The sequence below is a fragment of the Phytopseudomonas straminea genome (assembly GCF_900112645.1).
Lineage (GTDB): Bacteria > Pseudomonadota > Gammaproteobacteria > Pseudomonadales > Pseudomonadaceae > Aquipseudomonas > Aquipseudomonas straminea.
In genome coordinates this window covers 53,390-75,316 of the sequence record NZ_FOMO01000015.1, presented here as the reverse complement: position 1 = coordinate 75,316, position 21,927 = coordinate 53,390, and the positions used below count along the sequence as shown (strand labels likewise).

At 64.7% G+C, this 21,927-nt stretch carries 20 protein-coding genes; 7 read left to right on the top strand and 13 right to left on the bottom strand.

What is annotated here, in order from left to right:
* Positions 1-168: 168 nt before the first annotated feature.
* The 4 genes from BM279_RS22665 to BM279_RS22650 all read left to right on the top strand — a co-directional run bounded on the left by BM279_RS22665 (position 169) and on the right by BM279_RS22650 (position 6,144).
* On the top strand, positions 169-1,245 hold the full coding sequence (locus BM279_RS22665) for an FAD-dependent oxidoreductase (RefSeq protein ID WP_093507621.1): 1,077 nt from the start codon (positions 169-171) through the stop codon (positions 1,243-1,245).
* Positions 1,246-1,418: 173 nt separating this feature from the next.
* Positions 1,419-2,984: a methyl-accepting chemotaxis protein gene (locus BM279_RS22660; RefSeq protein ID WP_167363191.1), complete on the top strand. Its 1,566-nt coding sequence runs from the start codon at positions 1,419-1,421 to the stop codon at positions 2,982-2,984.
* A gap of 364 nt (positions 2,985-3,348) precedes the next feature.
* On the top strand, positions 3,349-4,716 hold the full coding sequence (locus BM279_RS22655; protein ID WP_093507619.1) for a glutamine synthetase family protein: 1,368 nt from the start codon (positions 3,349-3,351) through the stop codon (positions 4,714-4,716).
* A 114-nt stretch (positions 4,717-4,830) separates the two neighbouring features.
* Positions 4,831-6,144, top strand: a complete 1,314-nt coding sequence (locus tag BM279_RS22650; RefSeq protein ID WP_093507617.1) for an NAD(P)/FAD-dependent oxidoreductase — start codon at positions 4,831-4,833, stop codon at positions 6,142-6,144.
* Positions 6,145-6,186: 42 nt separating this feature from the next.
* Here BM279_RS22650 and BM279_RS22645 read toward each other — a convergent pair whose 3' ends face one another.
* Positions 6,187-8,142 carry a metallophosphoesterase family protein gene (locus tag BM279_RS22645; protein ID WP_244154206.1) on the bottom strand — a complete coding sequence of 652 codons (1,956 nt, stop codon included), beginning with the start codon at positions 8,140-8,142 and terminating at the stop codon, positions 6,187-6,189.
* A gap of 106 nt (positions 8,143-8,248) precedes the next feature.
* On the bottom strand, positions 8,249-8,926 hold the full coding sequence (locus BM279_RS22640) for a Crp/Fnr family transcriptional regulator (RefSeq protein WP_093507613.1): 678 nt from the start codon (positions 8,924-8,926) through the stop codon (positions 8,249-8,251).
* Between the two features lie 88 nt (positions 8,927-9,014).
* Here BM279_RS22640 and BM279_RS22635 point away from each other — a divergent pair, with 88 nt between their 5' ends.
* Positions 9,015-9,536, top strand: coding sequence for an Mpo1 family 2-hydroxy fatty acid dioxygenase (locus BM279_RS22635; RefSeq protein ID WP_093507611.1), 522 nt, complete (start codon positions 9,015-9,017; stop codon positions 9,534-9,536).
* A gap of 192 nt (positions 9,537-9,728) precedes the next feature.
* On the opposite strand, the gene BM279_RS22630 is transcribed toward BM279_RS22635, so the two are convergent.
* From BM279_RS22630 to oscA, 5 genes are all read right to left on the bottom strand, one after another.
* A complete protein-coding gene (locus BM279_RS22630) occupies positions 9,729-10,721 on the bottom strand; it encodes a sulfate/molybdate ABC transporter ATP-binding protein (RefSeq protein WP_093507609.1) in 993 nt (330 codons plus the stop codon).
* Positions 10,722-10,782: 61 nt separating this feature from the next.
* Positions 10,783-11,643: a sulfate ABC transporter permease subunit CysW gene (gene cysW, locus BM279_RS22625; protein ID WP_093507606.1), complete on the bottom strand. Its 861-nt coding sequence runs from the start codon at positions 11,641-11,643 to the stop codon at positions 10,783-10,785.
* 10 nt (positions 11,644-11,653) lie between these two features.
* Positions 11,654-12,466, bottom strand: a complete 813-nt coding sequence (gene cysT, locus BM279_RS22620; RefSeq protein ID WP_093507604.1) for a sulfate ABC transporter permease subunit CysT — start codon at positions 12,464-12,466, stop codon at positions 11,654-11,656.
* Between the two features lie 78 nt (positions 12,467-12,544).
* Positions 12,545-13,546 carry a sulfate ABC transporter substrate-binding protein gene (locus tag BM279_RS22615; protein ID WP_093507602.1) on the bottom strand — a complete coding sequence of 334 codons (1,002 nt, stop codon included), beginning with the start codon at positions 13,544-13,546 and terminating at the stop codon, positions 12,545-12,547.
* Between the two features lie 142 nt (positions 13,547-13,688).
* Positions 13,689-13,871 (bottom strand): sulfur starvation response protein OscA, encoded by a 183-nt coding sequence (gene oscA, locus BM279_RS22610; RefSeq protein ID WP_093507600.1) that lies wholly within the window; start codon positions 13,869-13,871, stop codon positions 13,689-13,691.
* Positions 13,872-14,124: 253 nt separating this feature from the next.
* On the opposite strand from oscA, the gene BM279_RS22605 reads away from it, so the two are divergent.
* Both BM279_RS22605 and BM279_RS22600 read left to right on the top strand, forming a co-directional pair.
* Entirely contained in the window at positions 14,125-14,706 is a 582-nt protein-coding gene (locus tag BM279_RS22605) for an alpha/beta hydrolase (protein WP_093507598.1), read from the top strand.
* Between the two features lie 52 nt (positions 14,707-14,758).
* Positions 14,759-15,706 carry a sigma 54-interacting transcriptional regulator gene (locus tag BM279_RS22600; RefSeq protein ID WP_093507596.1) on the top strand — a complete coding sequence of 316 codons (948 nt, stop codon included), beginning with the start codon at positions 14,759-14,761 and terminating at the stop codon, positions 15,704-15,706.
* A gap of 231 nt (positions 15,707-15,937) precedes the next feature.
* Here BM279_RS22600 and modC read toward each other — a convergent pair whose 3' ends face one another.
* The 6 genes from modC to BM279_RS22570 form a co-directional block, all read right to left on the bottom strand.
* Complete coding sequence (gene modC / locus BM279_RS22595) at positions 15,938-17,032, bottom strand: molybdenum ABC transporter ATP-binding protein (RefSeq protein ID WP_093507594.1); 1,095 nt, start codon at positions 17,030-17,032, stop codon at positions 15,938-15,940.
* Positions 17,029-17,712 carry a molybdate ABC transporter permease subunit gene (gene modB / locus BM279_RS22590; RefSeq protein WP_093507592.1) on the bottom strand — a complete coding sequence of 228 codons (684 nt, stop codon included), beginning with the start codon at positions 17,710-17,712 and terminating at the stop codon, positions 17,029-17,031. Before modB ends, modC begins: the two co-directional genes overlap by 4 nt.
* A gap of 336 nt (positions 17,713-18,048) precedes the next feature.
* Positions 18,049-18,807 carry a molybdate ABC transporter substrate-binding protein gene (gene modA / locus BM279_RS22585; RefSeq protein WP_093507590.1) on the bottom strand — a complete coding sequence of 253 codons (759 nt, stop codon included), beginning with the start codon at positions 18,805-18,807 and terminating at the stop codon, positions 18,049-18,051.
* Positions 18,808-18,989: 182 nt separating this feature from the next.
* On the bottom strand, positions 18,990-19,850 hold the full coding sequence (locus tag BM279_RS22580) for a glycine betaine ABC transporter substrate-binding protein (RefSeq protein WP_093507588.1): 861 nt from the start codon (positions 19,848-19,850) through the stop codon (positions 18,990-18,992).
* Between the two features lie 207 nt (positions 19,851-20,057).
* The gene (locus BM279_RS22575; protein ID WP_093507586.1) at positions 20,058-21,002 is read right to left on the bottom strand and encodes a choline ABC transporter substrate-binding protein; all 945 of its coding nucleotides are present in this window, start codon (positions 21,000-21,002) and stop codon (positions 20,058-20,060) included.
* Positions 21,003-21,045: 43 nt separating this feature from the next.
* Entirely contained in the window at positions 21,046-21,927 is an 882-nt protein-coding gene (locus BM279_RS22570; RefSeq protein WP_093507584.1) for an ABC transporter permease, read from the bottom strand.

Below are 21,927 nucleotides of genomic sequence, written 5' to 3'. Positions count from 1 at the left end.
AAACCCGCCGCAAGCGTCTCTTCACTTGCTCGAAGCGGCCTGCTGCCGCCATGCTCCGCCAACCCCATCGGCGGCGGGATCATTGCGCGGCTATTTCGGTCAAAGCTCGCTGTGCATGTCCGCAAACGGCTGCAAAGCGCTCCCAGGTTCTCAAGGATATCGGTGTAGATGACTGACTACGATCTGTTGCTGGTAGGCGCAGGCCCGGCCCATCTCGGGGTTCTGCGACGCTGGGCGCTGATCGAGCGGCCGGCGGGCCGTATCGCCCTGCTGGCCAGTGCCGAGCACACCTGGCACGCCGGCATGTTGCCGGGGCTGGTTGGTGGCCGCTATTCGCCAGAGGATTGCCAGATCGGTTTGGGCGCGCTGTGCAAGGCCGCGCAGGTCGAGTTGATCGTCGCCCCCGTTGCCGCGCTGGACGCTGCGACACGTCAGCTGACGCTGGCCGATGACGGGGTGCTGCAGGGCAACTGGCTGTCGCTCAACGTCGGTGACCGGGTCGCCTGTCCACCACGCGAGGGCGAGGGAATGGACGTGCTGGCGGTGAAACCCGTGGATCACTTCATCACCGGCTGGCAGGCCTGGCAGCGCGACCCACAGCCGTTGGCAATCCTCGGCGGCGGCGTGGCGGGTGTGGAGATGGCCCTGGCGCTCGCCGACCAGGTACCGCAGCTGGCGCTGTTCTGCGGTGAGCCGCTGTTGGCCGGGCACTGCGCCGGCTTGCGCATGCGCGCCTGGGGCCATCTGCGCATGCGCCGCGTGCAGGTGCGCGAGCATTGCCCGATCAGTCGCATCGACGGCAATTGCCTGATCAGCGGTGAGGCATCCGTGTGGCATGGCAGCCGCCTGTTGCTGGCCAGCGGCGCCCAGGCGCTGCCGTGGATCGCCGCCAGCGGCCTGAGCTGCGATGGCGACGGTTTCGTGCACACCGCCCTGACGCTGCAAAGTCATTCCCACCCGCAGGTCTTCGCCGTGGGCGATTGCGCCAACCTGCCCGGCGTGCGCAAGAGCGGTTTGTATTCGATGCGCCAGGTACCGGTGCTCGCCGCCAACCTGGCGGCGGCCCTGCGCGGCGGCGCGCTGCGTGATTACAAGGCCCGTGGCCAACGCCCCCTGCTGTTGGCCAGCGGTGACGGCGGCGCGCTGCTCGGCTGGCAGCAGTGGAGCGCGGGCGGCCAGCTGTACGGGCGCTGCAAGGACTACTTCGACCGCTCCTTCGTCAAGCGCCACCGCCTCGAACGCTGAGCGCCCCAGTCGCTTTGCTACCAAAGTGCCATGGCGCGGCGCATCATGGGGTGGTCAACTGACCGGATTGGTTTTTCGGCCTACGGATTTGTCCCGTGCGGTCGATCTACTGAACACGGGCCGCTAGAGCCTATCGCTCGCATCACCCCACAATAAGAAAGACGAGGTTCGCCATGGACGCTGGAATTACTCGTGACCGGCTCGCGCTGGCCCTGCATGTGGTCGGCCTGCTAGCGCTGCTGCTGGTGTGGCAGCAGGTGCAGATGCCGGTCTATGTCGGCGTGATCGCCTTGCTGGCCTTGGCGCTTTGGCCGTGGTTCGGCCCCTGGCGGCGCCCGGCCCCGGCGACGGCTGCAGCCGCCCCGGCGGTTTCTCTCGATGCGTTGAGCCAGAGCCTGTCGCAGCACACTTGCCATAACGCGCTGTCCGCGGCCCAGGTGGCGTTCACCGTGCAGCAACTGGCCGGTCGGTTGCAGTCGCAACTGGTGGCGGTCGAGCAGATCAGCGAAGGTGCCCACGCCGTGACCCGCACCGAGCAGAGCAATGCCGAGCGCGCTGGGCAGACCCTCGGTGCCGCGCAGACGGTGCGCGCCAGCAGCGCCAGCGGCCAGACCGAGCTGCAGCAGGCCGTCGGTCGCATGCAGCAGCTCAGCGCCCAGGCTGCCGCCAGCCGCGAATTGATCGACGGCCTTGGCGCGCGGACCGAGCAGATAGAACAGGTCACCCAGGTCATCCAGTCTATCGCCAGCCAGACCAATCTGCTGGCGCTCAATGCCGCCATCGAAGCCGCGCGCGCCGGTGAGCAGGGGCGCGGCTTCGCGGTGGTCGCCGACGAAGTGCGCAGCCTGGCCGGGCGTACCGCCAGTGCTACCGGTGAAGTGGGGCAGATGGTCGCCGACATCCGCCAGCAGAGTGCGGCGGTGGTCAGCCATATCCAGCAGCAGGCCGAGGAGCTGGAAGCGGCCGCCCGGCAGATCGAGTTCACTGGCGAGCAATTGCGCGGCATCGCCGACCTGGCCGCCGATGTCGATGCTCAGGTCGAGCAGATCAGCGCCGGTACGGCGAGCAACCACGATCACCTGGCCGAGCTGCTGGTGGCGGTCGAGCAACTGCGCGGCGACGTGCGCAGCAGCGAAGACCAGACCCGTCAGTTGGGCAAGGCCGCCGAGCAACTGGTCGGCCAGGCGGAAAGCGTCAGCGAGCAGCTGGCCAGCGTCGGCCTCGACGACTACCACCAACGCATCTACGACCTGGCACTGGAGGGTGCCGCCGCGATAGGCCGGCAGTTCGAGGCCGACATTCAGGCGGGGCGTATCAGCCTCGCGGATCTGTTCGACCGCCAGTACCAGCCGATCCCGGACAGCTTCCCGGCCAAATTCCGCACGCGCTTCGACAGCTACGCCGATGGTGTGCTGCCGGCTATTCTGGAGCCGCTGCTCAAGCGCCATGAAGGCCTGGTATTCGCCATCGCCACCACGCCGGAAGGCTACGTGCCGACCCACAATCAGGCCTTCAACCATCCGCCCACTGGCGATCGCGCCGTGGACACCGTGAAAAGCCGCAGCAAGCGGCTGTTCAACGACCGCACCGGCATTCGCTGCGGCAGTCACCAACAGCGCGTGCTGCTGCAGACCTACATGCGCGACACCGGCGAACTGATGCACGACTTGTCGGTGCCGATTCATGTGCAGGGTAAGCATTGGGGCGGCTTGCGGCTGGGTTACAAACCGGAGCCGTGAGCGCGATTGTTTAGCCGCTGGCTACCTGAAAGTGTGCCAATAACGATTTAACCTGACTGTCGCGGCGTGCGAGCCTCGCGGGCATGTCTATTCCGGTCTGCAGCCTTGCCCACGCTCTTGCCCTGCCAGCCTTGCGCTCGCGGGGGCGGGCGCCCGAACCCACGGCGCTGCCGCAGATCCTCGCCTTCTGGGCGCTCTGGCATTGCCGCCACGCTCGCCCGCCGGACGCTCTCTCCGCCCGCTGAGTCCGATGGCTGCGCCATGTCCGCAGCCGCTGATACCCATTTGTCTGCCTGTGCGCCGGTTCGAACAGCGAGCCGGCCGTGCGGACATCGAGCGCCTGACTGGCGCAAGCGAGTGCGCGATGACGACTTTCGCAGTTGTGCAGGAAGCCCAGGGTTTCCTGGCCGCTAACCCCGATATCGAATTGATCGAACTGTTCATCCTTGATGCCAATGGCGTGCCGCGCGGCAAGCTGTTGCACCGTGAGGAACTGCTGGCGCTGTACCAGAGCGGGCGGCCGCTGCCGAGCACGATGCTCGGTTTGTCCATCCAGGGCGAGGACGTCGAGGACACCGGCCTGGTCTGGGAGGTCGGCGATATCGACTGCCGTGCCTACCCGTTGCCCGGCAGCCTGGTGCGCCTGCCCTGGCGGCAGATTCCCACCGCCGCCGTGCAGGTGTCGATGCACCCCAGCGAAGGCCTGCCGGCCACTCCCGCCGACCCGCGGCAGTTGCTGGTCCGCGTGATTGAGCAGCTCGAAGCCGAGGGTTATCATCCGGTGATGGCCTGCGAGCTGGAGTTCTACCTGCTCGACCAGAAACGCGACGCCCAGGGTCGCCCGCAGCCGGCCCTGGACGCCGACGGTAGTCGTCCGCGGCAGACCCAGGTCTATGGCCTACGCGAGCTGGAGCAGATCGAGCCGTTTCTCAAGGACCTCTACGCGGCCTGCAAGGCCCAGGGAATCCCGGCACGCACGGCGATTTCCGAGTACGCCCCCGGCCAGGTGGAGATCACCCTGGAGCACGGCCCGGCACTCGCGGCCATGGACCAGGCGGTGCGCTACAAGCGTCTGGTCAAGGGCGTGGCTCACGCCCATGGCATGCAGGCCTGCTTCATGGCCAAGCCGTTCGCCGATATCGCCGGCACCGGCATGCACATGCATGTGAGCCTGGCCGACGGGCAGGGCGAGAATCTGTTTGCCAGCGAGGATCCGGCCGGCACGCCGCTGTTGCGTCAGGCGGTCGGCGGCATGCTCGCCAGTCTGCTCGACTCGCTGCTGCTGTTCTGCCCCAACGCCAATTCCTACCGACGCTTCCAGGCCAACAGCTATGCGCCGCTGGCGCCCACCTGGGGTGTGGATAACCGCACCGTCAGCTTGCGCGTGCCCGGTGGCCCTGCGAATACCCGGCACATCGAGCACCGTATCTGCGGCGCCGATGCCAACCCCTATCTTGCCGCCGCGGCGATTCTGGCCGGGATTCACCGAGGCATCCGCGAGGCGCTGGACCCCGGAGCGCCGGTCGAGGGCAACGGCTACGCCCAGGCCACCGAGCACCTGCCTACCCAATGGTCGGCGGCGATCCAAGCGCTGGAGCACTCCGAGTGGGCTCGCGAGGCTTTTGGCGAGGCGTTTCTCAAGGTGTATCTGGCGATCAAGCGCGCCGAATACCGCCAGTTCATGGGCGAGGTCGGCGAGCAGGATTGGCGCTGGTACCTGAGTAACGCCTGATGGCTTTTGTTTAAAAGGCTCGGGGCTGAAGCCCCTCCTACGCAAGCGCTCTGTGGGAGTGGTCTAGCCGCGATGACCGATTTCATCGGTGCAAACGCACCCCAAGGACATGCAATGAACGCGATAAAACAACCCGTCAAACCCGCCGCCGAGCGCGCGCCGTCCTATTACTCGGCCTCGCTCAATTTCGAGAGCGACTACCCGACCCTGCAAGGCAGCGTGACCGTTGACGTGGCCATCATCGGCGGCGGTTTCACCGGCATCGCCACGGCAGTGGAGCTGGCCGAGCGCGGCCTCAAGGTGGCCGTGGTGGAAACCCACAAGGTCGGCTGGGGCGCCAGCGGGCGCAACGGCGGCCAGGTCACCGGCAGCCTCTCCGGCGACGAAGCCATGCGCAAGCAGATGCGCAATACCCTGGGCGAGGCCGTGGACGATTTCATCTGGCAGCTGCGCTGGCGCGGCCACGCGATCATCGAGCGTCGAGTGGCCAGGTACGGCATCGCCTGCGACCTCAAATACGGCCATCTGCATACCGCGATGAAAGCCAGCCATCTGGACGAGCTCAAGGCCACCCATGACGAAGCGCTACGCCGCGGTATGGCGGGCGATGTCAGCCTGCTCGACGCCGCTGGCGTGCGGGCGCAATTGGGCAGCGACCTGTACTGCGGCGCGCTGAAGAACACCCGCAACATGCACCTGCACCCGCTCAACCTGTGTCTCGGCGAGGCCAGGGCTGCCGAAAGCCTGGGCGCGCTGATCTTCGAGCATTCCGAGGTGCTGGAGATCGTTCACGGCCCACGCCCGGCGGTGGTCACCACGGGCGGGCGCATCGAGGCCAAGCAGGTGCTGCTGGCCGGCGACGTCTACCACAAGCTGGAGCGTCGCCAGCTCAAGGGCCTGATCTTTCCGGCCATGGGCGGCATCGTCACCACCGCGCCGCTGGGCGAGCTGGCCCGCGAGATCAACCCGCAGGATCTGGCGGTGTACGACTGCCGCTTCGTGCTCGACTACTACCGCCTGACCGGCGATGGCCGGTTGCTGTTCGGCGGCGGCGCCAATTACTCGGGACGTGATTCACGGGATATCGCCGGCGAGCTGCGGCCGTGCATCGAGCGCACCTTCCCGCAGCTCAAGGACGTGCCGATCGACTTCCAGTGGAGTTGCGCCATGGGCATCGTAATGAACCGCATCCCGCAGCTGGGCAAGCTGTCCGGCAACGTCTGGTACTGCCAGGGCTATTCCGGCCACGGCGTGGCGACCAGTCACATCATGGGCGAGATCATGGCCAGGGCGATCACCGGCGACCTGGAACAGTTCGACACCTTCGCCGCCTGCAAGCACATCAAGGTGCCCCTGGGCGACCAGCTCGGCAACCCGATGCTGGCGGCGGGCATGTGGTACTACCAGATGCTGGAGAGGCTACGCTGACGTGCGTCGCCGAGAGCGAAGCTGGTCGCTTAGCGACTGTCCTTAAATGCGCTTCGGCGCCTTGCTGGGCTCTGTCATTTTATCGCGGTCGTCGATGAATTCGGTTCGCGGCGAGCCATCGGCGTTGAGCTGAAACACCCGACTGGGCTGGCCCTTGGCATTGAAGAACACCTGACCGAGACCGGCGGAATTCCACAGTCGCTCGCCCGACCTGCTGTGTTTGGGAATGTGCGGGAAAACCTGCATGCGGCGGCGCTTGGTCAGCCAGTTGAGTGGCGACCAGGGCGCGTACAGCCAGCGATTGAGCCGGTCGAAGATGTTCAGCAGACGGCGTGGGAATTCGTTCTTCACGCCGCTGCTGGTGATCTGCCAGATGGTCGGGCCGCGCAACCGGTGCCGCACCTTGACCTCGTAGAAGAACGAGTAGTGCACGTCGCCGGACAGCACCACGTAGTCTCGGGGGGTGCGCGAGTGGCGGAAGATGTTCATCATCACGCTGGCGGCACCGCGGTGGGCCATCCAGTTTTCCGCATCGACCATCAGCGGGTGGCCGGCCCAGCTGAATACCCGCTGCACGGCTTCGATCAGCTTGACCCCGAATATCGGCGCCGGCGAGACGATGATGGCGCTCGGGTGATCGAGCAGGTTCTGCTGCAGTTCGCTGAGCGCTTCCCAGTCCAGCAGCCCGGATGGATGCTTGAGGTTGCGCTCGCTGCGCCAGCGGCGGGTGCGGGTATCGAGCACCAGCAGCGCCGGGCTGCTGGGCAGCACGTAATGCCAGTGCTGGAAACTCATCAATTCGTCGATCAGGCGGTCCTGGGCCGGGCTGTCCAGCCCGTTGTCTCGCGCTCGCTCGCACAGCTCACGGGCATTGGCCAGCGGTTCGGCGAAAGCGTCCGGGTCATTGCCCCAACCCTGGCACAGCAGGTAGCCGATCAGCGCGTTGCCGATGATGCGCTTGGAGAAAGGATGGCCGTAAGCGGTTTCCTCCCACTGGGCCGACAGGTTCCAGTCGTCGGTGATGTCGTGGTCATCGAAGATCATCAGGTTCGGCAAGTGCGCCAGCACCCGCGCCACGTCACCCAGGTTGTCGACGAAGGCCGCGATGCAGGCCCGCTCGCTGTCGTAGCGCTGTGCGTCTTCGGCGCTCAGCTCGGGCGCCGCGTTATCGAGCAGTTGCCAGGGCGTGGGTGACCACACCAGCAGATACATGGCCAGCACTTCGGCCAGGGTGACCAGGTGGTTGTCGGCATTGCTGCTGGTGAAGATGGGCTTTTCCGTGCCACCGAAGAAGCGCTCGCGTAGGGTTTCGTTGCTCTTCAGCGCCGGCAACAGGTCGGCGCGGTGGTAGTAGCTGGCCGGGTGGCGGTAGAGCTCTGTGCTGTCGTCGATGACGGCGCCTTCGAGCCATTCGTGGTACAGGCCCAGGCGCTCGATCAATTGATGAATGGCGTACAGCATCGGGCCGGCGACATCGTCGACGTACACCTGGTCGCCGCTGTGCATCAGCAGCGCAGGCCGTTCGTGGGGCGCATGGGGGGCGGCCAGCAGGCGGTCGGCACACAGCAGCCCGTCATTGGCGGCATGGTGCGGCTTGCGGCAGGAGCCATGCAGCAACTGATCGATGCGCGCGCGCAGCACGAAGTTGGGGCAGGTCGCGCCGTCGTACAGCAGGTGCGCGGCCCACTCGGCGATGCCCTGGGTGCCGTCTATCAGCAGGTCGTAGTCGATCCGGGTGTCCTGGGGCAGCGGCGTGTCGAGGTGCAGGTCGATCAGGTGGATGACTGCGTGCTCACCGACCATCAGGCGCTGGCAGGCATCGTCGCCCAGCGCCTGATCGCTGGCGGGCTGCTCGCCGTGTGCCAGGCGCAGCGTCAGTTGCAGCGGGCGGCTGGCGACCAGCCAGAGTACCAGGCGGCCCGGCTCCAGCCGGCGCAGTAGCGGGCCGGCGAGTACGTCGGGCAGGTCGGTAACGAGGGTAGAGTCTGGCAACGGCATCCTGGATCGTTCGCGGCCGCTGTTCATTCAGCGGGCCTGGGGTCTGGAGAATCAATAAGGACATGGCGCTTGGCCATTGGTTCTGCTGTCACAAAAGCTTCATGGTTCACTGCGCGGCCTTGCGCAGTTCATCCAGGTCGAGAATCTCGATTTCGCCGTAGGTCAGCCTGACGATACCGCGGGCCTGCAGGTCCTTCAGCACACCATTGGCGGTCTGCCGGGAAATGGCCAGCATCGCCGCCAGTTGCTCCTGTGACAGGTGGATGATGCGCCGCGGGCCCTGGGTTTCGCCGTAGTCCTCGGCGATCAGCAGCAGGCGCCGCGCCAGGCGCTGCGCGGCGGGCAGCAGGCTGATCTCCTCGAGTGCGATGAAGGCCAGGCGCACCTTGTGAGCCATCAGCAGGGCAAGGTCGCGCCAGTAGGCAGGATGCGTGTCGAGCAGGGCCAGCAGGCCTGCCTGGGATACGTGGAGCAGGGTGCTGGCGCCTTCGGCGACGGCGTCATGGGTGCGTGGCTGGCCGTCGAACAGAGCGATCTCACCGAACCAGTGTGGCGCTTCCACCAGCACCAGCAGCGCTTCCCGGCCGTCGGCTCCCACGCTGCCGACGCGCATGGCGCCCTTCAATACGGCATACAGCCCGCTGGGCGCATCGCCGCGGCTGAACAGGCGCTGCCCGGCCTCCAGGCTCAACAGCTTGCCTTGCGTCAGCAACGCCTGTTGCAAGGCAGGCGGCAATGCGGCGAACCATTGGCCTTGACGCAAGGTGTCGCGCAGATCGTTCATGGAAATTCCGCTTTGTCGGCTAGCTGACAGTGCTGGCGCACGAGCCGCGCCATGATGAGGCGGCACGCACCCCGAGAGGATAACAACAATGAAAGCCCTGGTGGATCACCTCGCCCAATACGCGGCCTATCACCGCGATCGGCGCAATATCGTCACCCACTTCGTCGGCATTCCGATGATCGTGCTGGCCGTTACCGTGCTGCTGTCGCGACCGGGCCTTTTGATGGGCGGTCTGTGGCTCTCGCCGGCCACCCTGGCCGCGCTGCTCAGCATCCTGTTCTATTTACGCCTGGACGTCCGCTTCGGTGTGGTGATGGGCGCATTGCTGGGCTTGTGCCTGTGGTTCAGCGCCGGGCTGGCGATGGCCAGTACGGCGCTGTGGCTGAGCATGGGGCTGGGTCTGTTCGTGGTCGGCTGGATCATCCAGTTCATCGGCCATTTCTACGAAGGCCGCAAGCCGGCATTCGTCGACGACCTGATGGGGCTGATCATCGGGCCGCTGTTCGTGGTCGCCGAGGCGGCCTTTCTGCTTGGCCTGCGCCAGGACGTCGAGCATCAGGTGGTCGAGCGGGCCGGGCCGACCTGCATACGTGAGCGCAAGGTGGCCTGAGGCAAGGTAGCGTTTGCGGGCTATCTGTGGGAGCGGGCCGTGCCCGCGAATCGCGCGCATGGCGCGCTCCCACAAGAACGGGGTTTATACACTGAGTTAGAGGCCGCCCGCGATCCCTGTGGGTACGGCCCATGGCCGTGATTTTGCGGGCATAAACTGGGCGTCCGCCCGCTCCCGCAGTCCTAGATGCCGTCAGGCCCCGGTGCTTACCGGCTTGCCACCCTTGGGCTTGAAGTACAGCACGGTGCCACGGCCCAGGTCGTTGAGGCTGACGTGATCCTTGGCCACTTCGGCTTCGATCAGCTCGTCCTGGCCTTCGACCTTCAGGGTGATGCGAGTGATGGCGCCGAGCAGGCGGATATCGCGTACCTCGCCGGCCTGATGGCCTTCCAGCGCTTCGGTGGAGAGACTCACTTCGTGGGGGCGGAACAGCACGTGATGATCGTCACCGACATACAGGCGGTTGGCGTCCCCGAGGAAGTGGTAGACGAAGTCGCTGGCCGGTTTCTCGTAGACCTCGGCCGGCGAACCGATCTGCTCGACCACGCCCTTGTTCATCACCACGATGCGGTCGGCCACTTCCATGGCTTCTTCCTGGTCGTGGGTCACGAACACGCTGGTCAGATGCACCTCTTCGTGCAGGCGCGCCAGCCAGCGGCGCAGCTCCTTGCGCACCTTGGCGTCGAGGGCGCCGAAGGGTTCGTCGAGCAGCAGCACCTTGGGCTCGACCGCCAGGGCGCGGGCCAGGGCGATACGCTGGCGCTGACCACCGGAGAGCTGCTCCGGGTAACGGTCGGCCAGCCAGTCGAGCTGCACCAGGCCGAGCAGGTCGTGGACCTTTTTCTTGATGGTGCTTTCGTTGGGGCGCTCGCCCTTGGGCTTCATGCGCAGGCCGAAGGCGACGTTGTCGAACACCGTCATGTGGCGGAACAGGGCGTAGTGCTGGAACACGAAGCCGACCTTGCGATCGCGCACGTCATGCTCGGAAACGTCTTCGCCGTGGAACACGATGTTGCCGCTATCCGGAGTTTCCAGGCCGGCGATGATGCGCAGCAGGGTGGTCTTGCCGCAGCCGGACGGGCCGAGCAGGGCGACCAGCTCGCCGCTCTGGATGTTGAGGTTGATGTCGTTGAGCGCCTTGAACTGGCCAAAGTGCTTGTTGATGCCGCTGACTTCGATACTCATGGGATACACCTGTGTCGGTCTGGCCGGTTCGCGCAGGGGCGCGGCGCCGGCGAAAAGGGTTTCAGTCGTCGTTGGCCTTGAGCTGGCGGCTCAGGCGCGCTTCGCTCCACTGGCGCAGCAGCAGCACGATCAGGGCCATCACCAGCAGCAGGATGGCGACGCTGAACGCAGCGACGATGTTGTATTCGTTGTAGAGAATCTCGATATGCAGCGGCAGGGTGTTGGTGTAGCCGCGGATGTGGCCGGAGACCACAGACACCGCCCCGAACTCGCCCATCGCCCGGGCGGTACACAGCACCACGCCGTAAATCAGCGCCCATTTTACGTTAGGCAGCGTGACATGCCAGAACATCTGCCAGCCATTGGCGCCGAGCAGGCGCGCGGCTTCCTCTTCGGTGGTGCCCTGTTCCTCCATCAGCGGGATCAGCTCGCGGGCCACGAAGGGAAAGGTCACGAAGATGGTCGCCAGCACGATGCCCGGCACGGCATAAACGATCTGCAGGTTGTGGTCCTGCAGGTAGGGCGCCAGCACGCTTTGCGAGCCGAACAGCAGCACATAGATAAGGCCGGCGACTACTGGCGACACCGAGAAGGGCATGTCGATCAGGGTGATCAGGATGCTCTTGCCGCGGAATTCGAACTTGGTCACCGCCCAGGCAGCGGCCACACCGAACACCAGGTTCAGCGGCACCGAGATAGCGGTGGCCAGCAGGGTCAGCTTGAGTGCGGAAATGGCGTCCGGCTCGCTGATCGCCTCCCAGAAGAATGCCAGGCCGCGGCTCAGGCCCTGGCTCAGTACGATGTATAGCGGCAGCAGCAGGATCACTGCGAACACCGCCCAAGCCACGGCGATCAGGGCGATGGCGCCGGGGGAGCGGCTCGCCGGGCGCGCCGCATTCTTGCCAAGGGTTGCAAGGCTCATGACGGGCTCCTCAGAGTTGCGGCTGGATGCGGCGCTGCAGGATGTTGATCAGCAGCAGCAGGATGAACGAGACCACCAGCATGATCACGCCGATGGCGGTGGCGCCCGGGTAGTCGTACTGGTCCAGCTTGGAGACGATCAGCAGCGGCAGGATCTCGGTTTTCAGCGGAATGTTGCCGGCGATGAAGACCACCGAGCCGTACTCGCCCACGCCGCGGGCGAAGGCCAGGGCGAAGCCCGTCAGCCAGGCGGGCAACAGGCTGGGTAGCAGCACATGGCGGAACACCTGGAACGGTTTGGCGCCCAGGCAGGTAGCGGCTTCCTCGACTTCCTTGGGGATGTCGGCCAGCACCGGCTGCAGGGTGCGCACCACGAAGGGCAGGGTGACGAACACCAGGGCCAGGGTGATGCCCAGCGGCGTATAGGCGATCTTGAACGGGAACAGCGAGCCGATCAGGCCGTTGGGCGCGTATAGCGCGGTCAGCGCGATGCCGGCCACGGCGGTGGGCAGGGCGAACGGCATGTCGACCATGGCGTCGATCAGGCGGCGGCCCGGAAAGGTGTAGCGCACCAACACCCAGGCGATGATGGTGCCGAGAATGCCGTTGAGCAGCGCAGCCGCCAGGGCGGTGCCGAACGACAGCTTCAGGGAGAACTGCAGCTGGCGGTTACCCAACAGGCTCCACCACTGTTCGGCGGACAGCTGCATGGAAAACACGAACATGGCGCCCAGCGGGATCAGCACGATCAGCGCCAGGTAGGTAAGCGTGTAGCCCAGAGTCAGCCCGAAGCCGGGTATGACCGAGGAGGTTCGACGAGACATGGAGAGTCCTTTTGATCAGGTCCACAGCAAGGCCCGCCATTGCGTTGGTCAATGGCGGGCCAGATCGATCAGCTGAACTTACTGGTTGATCTTCTTGAAAATTTCATCGAACACGCCGCCATCGTCGAAGTACTTGGGCTGCGCTGAGCTCCAGCCGCCAAAGTCCTTGTCGATGGTGACCAGCTCCAGGTCTTTGAACTGGCCCTTGAACTCGGCCGCCACCTTGGCATCACGTGGGCGGTAGAAGTTCTTCGCGGCGATGCGCTGGCCTTCTTCGCTGTACAGGTACTGCAGGTAGGCTTCGGCGGCCTTGCGGGTGCCCTTGCGGTCGACGTTTTTGTCGACCACCGCCACCGGTGGCTCGGCGAGGATCGACAGTGACGGGGTGACGATTTCCAGCTGGTCGCCGCCCTCTTCGGCGAGCGACAGGTAGGCCTCGTTTTCCCAGGCCAGCAGTACGTCGCCCAGGCCACGCTGCACGAAGCTGATGGTCGCGCCACGGGCGCCAGTGTCGAGTACCGGGGCGTGACGGTACAGCTCGGTCACGTATTCCAGGGCTTTTTCATCGCTCCCGTACTTCTTCTTGGCGTACGCCCAGGCGGCCAGGAAGTTCCAGCGTGCACCGCCGGAGGTTTTCGGGTTCGGGGTGATGACTTCCACGCCATCCTTGACCAGGTCGTCCCAGTCCTTGATGCCTTTCGGGTTGCCCTTGCGCACCAGGAACACGATGGTCGAGGTGTACGGCGTGCTGTTGTCGGCCAGGCGCTTCTGCCAGTCCTTGTCGATCAGCGGCTGGTTGAGGTTCAGCGCGTCGATGTCACCGGACAGCGCCAGGGTCACCACATCGGCCTGCAGGCCGTCGATCACCGCCCGTGCCTGTTTGCCGGAGCCGCCGTGGGACTGCTGGATGGTCAGCGGTTCGTTGCCCTGCTCCTGCCAGTGCTTGTTGAAGGCCTTGTTGTATTCCACGTACAGCTCACGAGTCGGATCATAGGACACGTTGAGCAGGGTCTGGGCGGCGACCGGGCCGGCAACCAGGGCGCTGGCGAGTGCAGCGAGTGCGAAACGGCGGATGGACATGGTGATGCTCCTAAATACTGAATTCGGTGTTGTGTGTCTGGCGGTGCGATGTCTGCTCTCTAGGCCGGCATTCGCGGGTTACATCGGCAGTACTGGTAGCGGTTCATGCGTGGCTGCCCGTGGTCGGGTTGGCGAAAGGCGCTCAGGCGTTCTTGCTGCCGGGCTGCTGGAGGCGGAATTTTTCCTTGCGCTCGATCTGTACTACTTGGCCGTTGTGCACGGTGATTTCCACCGAGCCGAACTTGAGGCCGGTCAGGGCGCTTTGGATTTCGCGCAGGATGGTGGCGTCATCCTGGCCTTCCAGATTGCGAAGCGTGGCGGTCATGGTTGTGGCTCCTTGCCCTCGAATCGTGGTGCGACGGCTGTCGGTGGCGGGGCGTGGAGCGGATACTAAGCAGCCTGAAATATTCTTAAAAATACTGTTTAAGAACATTTATATATCTTTAGGAAATATATGGTGTTCTGCTTTCTACTGCCGAGCCAAACAGGCTTAGGGAATAAGCAAATAAGTTCTTATTCTTTTTAGATCATATTTTGCCCTCGTACACTGCAGGCCATGTAGATACGGAGGGCGCCCTATGCGCAGTGAAGCGGTTCGCTACCTGATCGTCCCTGGCTGGCAGGGCTCGGGTGATGACCATTGGCAGAGCCACTGGCAACGCAGCCTGCCCAATAGTGCGCGGGTCGAGCAGCTGGACTGGCTGGCGCCACGCCGAGAGGAGTGGGTCGCTGCGCTGGAGCGGCAGATCGCCGCTGATCCGCGTCCGGCAATCCTGATTGCCCACAGCCTGGGCTGCGTCACCGTCGCCAGCTGGGCTGCTCAGGCGGCAACGGCCGCCATACGCCGCGTGCGCGGCGCGCTGCTGGTGGCGCCGGCCGACGTGGAACGCGCCAACTGCCCGGAGGCGTTGCGCAATTTCGCGCCGATCGCGCGCCAGACACTGCCCTTTCCAAGCCAGTTGGTGGGCTCCGACAACGATTCGGCCGCCAGCGCGGCCCGTGCCATCGAGCTGGCCCGGGATTGGGGAAGCGAAGTCGCCATTCTCAGTGGCGCCGGGCACATCAACGTGAAATCCGGTCACCAGCGTTGGGATCAGGGGTTCGCTTACCTGTTCCGCCTGCAGAGCCGCATCGAACAGCAACTGCGCCTGCGTGCCTGATCGGTAGCCGCTGCCTGGCCTTTCGCGGCCTGACCGTCATGGAGAGTCATCTATGAGCCTGTCTACGGCAGCCGACCCGTCGCTGCTGATTTTTCCCGACGCCGACAAGAGCCCGCTGAGCATTCGTGCCAAGGCGCTGGTATTCGTCGATCCACGTACCCGGCAATTGCGTGAGGAGGTCGAGCGCCTCGCCGGCTTGCCGGTACCCATTCTGATCGAGGGTGAAACCGGCACCGGCAAGGAGCTGTTGGCCCGCCACATTCATCGCTCCAGCGAGCGTCCGGGCCTGTTCGTGGCGCTGAGTTGCAGCAGCCTGAGCCCTAACCATGGCGAGGCCGAGTTATTCGGCTACACCGCTGGCGCCCATCAGGGTGCACCGAGCAGTCGCGCCGGCTGGCTGGGCTCGGCCAACGGCGGCACCCTGTATTTGGACGAGATCGCCGACCTGCCCCTGGCGTTGCAGGGGCAGCTGCTGGGCGTGCTGGAAACTGGCGAGGCCTGGCGTGCCGGCGCATCGGCGCCGACGCCTGTGGATGTGCGGCTGGTCGCGGCGACCAGCATCGACCTGTGGCGGGCGGTCGAGTCCGGCAAGTTCGACGAGCGCCTGGCCCATTACCTCAGTGACGGCCATCTGCAATTACCGCCACTGCGTGAGCGGGTCGGCGATGTGCTGCCCCTGGCCGAGTATTTCCTGGGCATTTACACCCAGCGCTTGCGCCTGCCGTTGCCGACTATCAGCCTGGCCGCCCAGAAGGTGCTGGAACGGCATGACTGGCCGGGTAACACGCGGGAGCTGGAGAACGTGGTGCATTTTGCCCTGCTGGTGTGCGGGGCCGAGCAGATCGAGGCGCGGCACCTCAACCTGCCGGTCGCGCCGCCGCTCACGCGGATCGAGCATGCCCTCCAGCAACTGGCCGATGAAGGCGATGCCCAGCAGTTGGCCTCGTTGCGTGAGTTGCTACGACGTGCCGAGCAGCGAATTGCAGTTTGTGGGGCGTAGGGTGGGTGAAGGCGCTTGTTGCGTTTAGCAGGCCATTTCCGGTTTTGGGTGCGCCGTAACCCACCATCGGTGCAACGCGTGCTTTCGCCTGGTGGGTTACGCGGCGCGCCGAGATCGCGGTTATCCCAGTACATGGTTTGGCGCCGCTCCACCCACCCTACGAATTAGTGGCGTGTGGTGATTCTGCGGGAGCGGCTAAGGCGCGTTCTGCAGCTTTTCACCTTTACGCGGCTACGACGCCAGCAACGACACCGATTTCACCTGTGCCCACAACGCCTGCCCGGCCTGAATGCTCAGCTGATCGAACGAGTAGCGGGTGATGCGCGCGATGATGCGCTGTTCGCCCAACTGCAGTTCCACCAGACGGTGCGCCGGGTTGGGCAGATCGAACCAGCGCTGCACCGTCACCGGGAGCAGATTCAGTACGCTGCTGTCGCGTGCCTGCTCGAGGCTCAGGCTGACGTCGCGGGCCTTGATCTTGATGCGCACCGATCGCCCCGCTGGCAGCGGCGCGTGCGCCAGCTGCAGGCTTGCCGTGGTGCCGGCCAGGTCGATGCCGAGCAGCCCATAGTGGCCATCATGGTGGGCGACCAGCCCGTCGATCACCGCTTCGGCCTCGTCCTCGAAGATGAATGGCAGGTCATTGCGGATCAGGGTTTCCTTGAGCGGCCCGCTGGCCGTGGCGCTGCCTTCGTCGAGCACTACCAGATGATCGGCGAGGCGTGCTACCTCATCCGGCGCGTGGCTGACGTAGAGAATCGGAATGTCGAGCTCGTCGTGCAGACGCTCCAGATAGGGCAGCACCTCGCCCTTGCGCTTGAGATCCAGCGCTGCCAGGGGCTCGTCCATCAGCAGCAGGCTCGGGCTGGTGAGCAGGGCGCGAGCCATGCCGACTCGCTGGCGCTCGCCGCCGGAGAGGCGAGCGGGCAGGCGTTCGAGCAAGTGGCTGATGCCGAGTAGTTCGACCGCTTGCTCGAAGGGCACGCGGCGCGCGGTCTTGGCGATGCGCCTGAAACCGAACTCCAGGTTGCGCCGCACCGACAGGTGGGGAAACAGGTTGGCGTCCTGGAACACGTAGCCAACCGGGCGCTGGTGGGCCGGCAGCCAGATGCCATTGGCGCTGTCCTGCCAGGTTTCGCCGTTGACCTTCAGGTAACCGCTGCCAGATCGCTCCAGCCCGGCAACGCAGCGCAGTACCGTGGTCTTGCCCGAGCCGGAGTGCCCGAACAGCGCGCTGACGCCGCGGCCGGGCAGTTGCAGGTCGACGTCCAGGGTGAAGCCAGGATGGCTGAGGGCGAAGCGGGCGTGGATCTGCAGGTCGCTCATGTCCAGGCCTTCTGCGCGCGGCGGTTGCTGGAGTAGAGCGCCAGCAGCACCAGGAACGAGAACGCTACCATCCCGCCGGCCAGCCAGTGGGCCTGGGCGTACTCCATGGTTTCCACATGGTTGTAGATCTGTACCGAAGCCACCTGGGTCTTGCCGGGGATGTTGCCGCCGATCATCAGTACCACGCCGAACTCGCCGACGGTGTGGGCGAAGCCGAGAATCGCCGCGGTGAGGAAGCCCGGTCTGGCCAGCGGCAGTACCACGCTGAAGAAGGTATCCCAGGGCCCGGCGCGCAGCGTGGCGGCAGCCTCGAGCGGGGCACGGCCCATGGCCTCGAAGGCGTTCTGCAGCGGCTGCACCACGAACGGCAGGGAATAGAACACCGAGCCGATCAAAAGCCCGGCGAAGGTGAAGGTCAGGGTGCCCAGGCCGAGCGCCTGGGTCAGTTGGCCGAAGAAACCGTTGGGGCCCATGCTGATCAGCAGGTAGAAGCCGATCACCGTCGGTGGTAGCACCAGCGGCAGGGCGACGATGGCGCCGATCGGCCGCTTCAGCCAGGAGTCGGTGCGCGCCAGCCACCAGGCGATGGGCGTGCCGACCAGCAGCAACAGCACCGTAGTCAGGGTGGCCAGTTCCAGGGTGAGGAGAATGGCGGCAAAGTCATTGGGGCCCAGAGGCATTCGGTGGCCTTTCAAGAGTTGGTGGTGAGACGGGTGCCACAGCCGGATGCCGATCTTCCGATGCAGGTTCCGGCATTGCAAACCGAGGGCTGTAAAAGGCAGGAGCGGACATCGGGCGCCGCCGCTCTTGTAGGAGGAGCTTTAGCTCCGAGCTTTATGAGGTGCAAAGAGCTCGGGGCTAAAGCCCCTCCTACGAGTTATGTGAACGAACGCTCTCGCCACATAGCAACCTCTAGCCGCATCTCCTGCGGGACGCTCTGCGTCCATACACCGTTCTTTATGCCAGCAATCGTGGCGCAGAGCGCCATAGGCTGGATATCCACGCAGGGCGTGGTATCAAAGCTTATAACCATAGGCCTTGATGATTTCGGCAGCCTTCGGCCCTCTCAGATACTCGACTAGCGCCTTGGCGGCCGGGTTAGCTTCGCCCTTCTTGAGGATCAGCGCATCCTGGCGGATCGGCTCGTACATCGTCTCCGGCACCATCCAGGCCGAGCCGCTGGTGATCTGGCCGTCCTTGTAAACCTGGGAAAGGGCCACGAAGCCCAGCTCGGCGTTGCCCGTGGAGACGAACTGCAGCGCCTGGGTGATGTTCTGGCCCTCGACGATCTTGCCCTTGAGCGCGTCGCTCAGGCCCAGCTTGGCGAGGGTCTGGGTGGCGGCTAGGCCATATGGCGCCGCTTTCGGGTTGGCGATGGACAGGTGCTTGAACTCGCCCTTTTTCAGTACCGCGCCCTGGTCATCGACGAAGCCTTGTTTCGGCGACCACAGCACCAGCGTGCCGATGGTGTAGGTGAAGCGCGAGCCTTTCACGCTCAGGCCTTCCTGCTCGAGTTTGGCGGGCGTGCTGTCATCGGCAGAGAGGAACACTTCGAAAGGTGCGCCGTTGCTGATCTGCGCATAGAACTGCCCAGTGGCACCGTAGGACGCCTGCACGCTGTGCCCGGTGTCCTTCTCGAAGGCGCTGGCGATGGCCTGCATTGGGGCGGTGAAGTTGGCGGCGACCGCGACCTGAACCTGGTCGGCGAAGGCGTTGCCGGCCATGGCGAAGCTGGCGCAAAGCAGGAGAAGCGGACGAACGAGGCGGCTGTGCATGACTGGCTCCTGGGTGAGGGGCCGCAGGTGGCGGCCACTTTCGCTACCGCTATATACAAAAATATATGGCGGTAGGGAAGCCAAACTTGATCGGGCAGGCAGTCGCGAGGGGCATTGAACGAAAAATGCCAGTCAGGTGGCTGACTGGCATTCATGGGGCATCGCGTTAGCGAACGCTCAGATCACTTCAGCCACTCGGCCACGCGATCCGGGTTCTTGGCGATCCACTGCTTGGCCGCTTCGTCCGGCTTCACGCCGTCGCGGATGGACAGCATTACCGAACCGACTTCCTCGGCACTCCAGGAAATCTTCTTCAGGAAGGCCGCCGCTTCCGGCGCCTTGGCTTCCAGGCCTGGGTTGGCCACGGTGTCGACGTGCTCGGCTTCGCCGAAGACGTTTTTCGGGTCTTCCAGGAAGCGCAGTTTCCATTGCGCGAACATCCAGTGCGGGATCCAGCCAGTCACTACGATCGGCTTCTGGGCTTTCTCGGCGCGGGTCAGGGCGGTGGTCATGGCCGGGCCGGAGCTCGGCATCAGCTTGATGCTCTTGAGGTCGTATTCCTTGATCGCGTCTTCGGTGCGGCGCATCACGCCGGCGCCGGCGTCGATACCGGTGATCTTGCCATCGAAGTCCTTGGCGTATTTCTCCAGGTCGGCGATGGTCTTGGCTTCAACGTATTCGGGAACGATCAGGCCGATCTTGGCACCATCGTAGTTGGTGCCCAGCACGGTCACCTTGTCCTTGAGTTTCTCGTAGTACTCGCCGTGGGTGGCGGGCAGCCAGGCAGAGAGGGTGGCGTCGAGGTCGCCACGGGCGATGCCCTGCCACATGATGGCCGGCTCGACCGGTTGCAGGGTCACGTCGTAACCGAGCTTGGTCTTGAGGATTTCGCCGGCGACATGGGTGACTGCGACGCTGTCGTCCCAGCCGTTCACGTAGCCGATCTTGAGGGCCGGCTTGTCGGCGGCCATGGCACCGGACATGCCCAGGGCCAGGGCAGCGACACCGAGGCTCTGCAGGCAGAGGCGTTTGAAGTTGTGCATAGGTCTTGCTCCGTCAGTGAGTGGCAGTTCAGGTGGTTTACTGGCTCGTTCTGATCGCGGGCCTTGCGGCACCAGCTGTGCAGAGCAGGGCATGGCCCTGTTGGCACCGGCGCAGGGGCCTGAGCCCCCGGCTGACAGGCGATGCGTGCAGCCTCGCCTGCTGTACCTGACCCGCCCAGGTGCAGACGGGTCGCGGTGAGTGCGGGCTCAGAGCCCGACGAATTTCTTCACAGCAGCGGCGCCATCCTGACCATCGAAGGTGGTCACGCCTTGCAGCCAGGCGTCGAGCACCTGCGGGTTGGCCTTGATCCATTCCTTGGCGACGGCGGCCGGGTCCTGCTTGTCGAGCACCTTCTCCATGAGCTGGCTTTCCATCTCGACGTTGAACTGCAGGTTGTTCAGCAACTTGCCGACGTTGCCGCAGCGCTGTTCGTAGTCGGTCGGCACCACGGTGTAGACCTTGGCCGCGCCATAGTCGGGGCCGAATACGTCGTCACCACCGGACAGGTAGGTCATGTCGTACTGGGTGTTCATCGGGTGCGGCGCCCAGCCCAGGAACACCACCGGCTCCTTCTTGCGGATTGCACGTTGCACCTGCACCAGCATGCCGGCTTCGCTGGACTCGACCATCTTGAAGTCGCCCAGGCCGAACTCGTTCTTCTTGATCATGCCGTCGATCAGCAGGTTGCCGTCGTTACCCGGCTCGATACCGTAGATCTTGCCGCCCAGCTGATCCTTGAACTTGGCGATGTCCTGAAAGCTCTTCAGGCCCGCTTCAGCTGCGTAGGTCGGCACTGCCAGGGTGTACTTGGCGCCTTCCAGGTTCGGCTTGGCCAACACCTTGACGCTGTTGTCCTTGGTGAAGGGCTCGATCACCGAGTCCATCGAGGGCGCCCAGTAGCCGAGGAACACGTCGATCTGCTTGTTCTTCACGCCGGTGAAGGCGATCGGCACCGAAGCCATGGTCTTGCGCGGCGTGTAACCCAGACCTTCGGTCAGGGTCATGGCCACGCCGGTGGTGGCGGCGATATCGGCCCAGCCGATTTCCGCGAAACGGACCTGCTTGCAGCTCGCCGGCTCTTGCGCCCAGGCGCCCTGCACGAGGGCGCAGGACAGCAGACCGACACCCGCTACTTTGTGAAATACGTTCATCCGCGAATCCTTGTGTGAGTGAAAGGAAGCTCAGTATGGCCTTTTACTGGCGCTGCAGTCGCGCACTCAGCCAGTTCAGCCAGCCCGCGCGGTTTGCGGCGGTCTGCGGTGTACCGAAGCTTTCGGTGATGCGGTCGAGAATGATCGCCAGCAGCACCACGGCCATGCCGCTTTCGAAGCCCAGGCCGATGTCCAGCCGCTGGATACTCGCCAGCACGTCGTTACCCAGGCCGCCGGCACCGACCATCGAGGCGATGATCACCATCGACAGAGCCATCATGATGGTCTGGTTGACGCCCGCCATGATCGACGGCATGGCGTTGGGCAGCTGCACCTTGAACAGCAACTGGCGACCGTTGCAGCCGAACGACTGGCCGGCTTCGACGATTTCCTTGTTGACCTGGCGGATGCCCAGGCTGGTCAGGCGCACGGCCGGCGGCATGGCGAAGATCACCGTGGCGATGATGCCGGGCACGCGGCCGAGGCCGAACAGCATGGCGGCCGGAATCAGGTAGACGAACGCCGGCATGGTCTGCATGAAGTCCAGAATCGGTCGGATGATGGTCGACACGCGCTCGCTCTTGGCCGCCCAGATTCCCAGCGGAATGCCGATCAGCAGGCTGATCAGGGTCGCCGAGAAGGTCAGGCCGAGGGTCACCACGGTCTGCTCCCAGAAGCCGGTCATCACGATCAGCACGAAGGCCACGGTGGTGAATACCGCGAAGCGAAAGCCGATGCGCCACAGGCCCAGGGCCACGAAGATGGCGATCAGCAGCCACGCCGGTGGCAGCATCAGCACGTTCTCGATCGCTTCGGAGAAGCCGCTGACCACGCTGCCCATGCTGTCGAACACGCCGCTGTAGTTGTCCAGCATGTGCTGGACCGCGTCGTTGACCCAGCTACCCAGATCCAGTTTCTCGCTCAT

Bases quoted from the DNA above. Each gene is read 5' to 3' on its own strand.
- BM279_RS22665 (WP_093507621.1), top strand. From the start codon at position 169: ATGACTGACTACGATCTGTTGCTGGTAGGCGCAGGCCCGGCCCATCTC.
- BM279_RS22660 (WP_167363191.1), top strand. From the start codon at position 1,419: ATGGACGCTGGAATTACTCGTGACCGGCTCGCGCTGGCCCTGCATGTG.
- BM279_RS22655 (WP_093507619.1), top strand. From the start codon at position 3,349: ATGACGACTTTCGCAGTTGTGCAGGAAGCCCAGGGTTTCCTGGCCGCT.
- BM279_RS22650 (WP_093507617.1), top strand. From the start codon at position 4,831: ATGAACGCGATAAAACAACCCGTCAAACCCGCCGCCGAGCGCGCGCCG.
- BM279_RS22645 (WP_244154206.1), bottom strand. From the start codon at position 8,142: ATGCCGTTGCCAGACTCTACCCTCGTTACCGACCTGCCCGACGTACTC.
- BM279_RS22640 (WP_093507613.1), bottom strand. From the start codon at position 8,926: ATGAACGATCTGCGCGACACCTTGCGTCAAGGCCAATGGTTCGCCGCA.
- BM279_RS22635 (WP_093507611.1), top strand. From the start codon at position 9,015: ATGAAAGCCCTGGTGGATCACCTCGCCCAATACGCGGCCTATCACCGC.
- BM279_RS22630 (WP_093507609.1), bottom strand. From the start codon at position 10,721: ATGAGTATCGAAGTCAGCGGCATCAACAAGCACTTTGGCCAGTTCAAG.
- cysW (WP_093507606.1), bottom strand. From the start codon at position 11,643: ATGAGCCTTGCAACCCTTGGCAAGAATGCGGCGCGCCCGGCGAGCCGC.
- cysT (WP_093507604.1), bottom strand. From the start codon at position 12,466: ATGTCTCGTCGAACCTCCTCGGTCATACCCGGCTTCGGGCTGACTCTG.
- BM279_RS22615 (WP_093507602.1), bottom strand. From the start codon at position 13,546: ATGTCCATCCGCCGTTTCGCACTCGCTGCACTCGCCAGCGCCCTGGTT.
- oscA (WP_093507600.1), bottom strand. From the start codon at position 13,871: ATGACCGCCACGCTTCGCAATCTGGAAGGCCAGGATGACGCCACCATC.
- BM279_RS22605 (WP_093507598.1), top strand. From the start codon at position 14,125: ATGCGCAGTGAAGCGGTTCGCTACCTGATCGTCCCTGGCTGGCAGGGC.
- BM279_RS22600 (WP_093507596.1), top strand. From the start codon at position 14,759: ATGAGCCTGTCTACGGCAGCCGACCCGTCGCTGCTGATTTTTCCCGAC.
- modC (WP_093507594.1), bottom strand. From the start codon at position 17,032: ATGAGCGACCTGCAGATCCACGCCCGCTTCGCCCTCAGCCATCCTGGC.
- modB (WP_093507592.1), bottom strand. From the start codon at position 17,712: ATGCCTCTGGGCCCCAATGACTTTGCCGCCATTCTCCTCACCCTGGAA.
- modA (WP_093507590.1), bottom strand. From the start codon at position 18,807: ATGCACAGCCGCCTCGTTCGTCCGCTTCTCCTGCTTTGCGCCAGCTTC.
- BM279_RS22580 (WP_093507588.1), bottom strand. From the start codon at position 19,850: ATGCACAACTTCAAACGCCTCTGCCTGCAGAGCCTCGGTGTCGCTGCC.
- BM279_RS22575 (WP_093507586.1), bottom strand. From the start codon at position 21,002: ATGAACGTATTTCACAAAGTAGCGGGTGTCGGTCTGCTGTCCTGCGCC.
- BM279_RS22570 (WP_093507584.1), bottom strand. From the start codon at position 21,927: ATGAGCGAGAAACTGGATCTGGGTAGCTGGGTCAACGACGCGGTCCAG.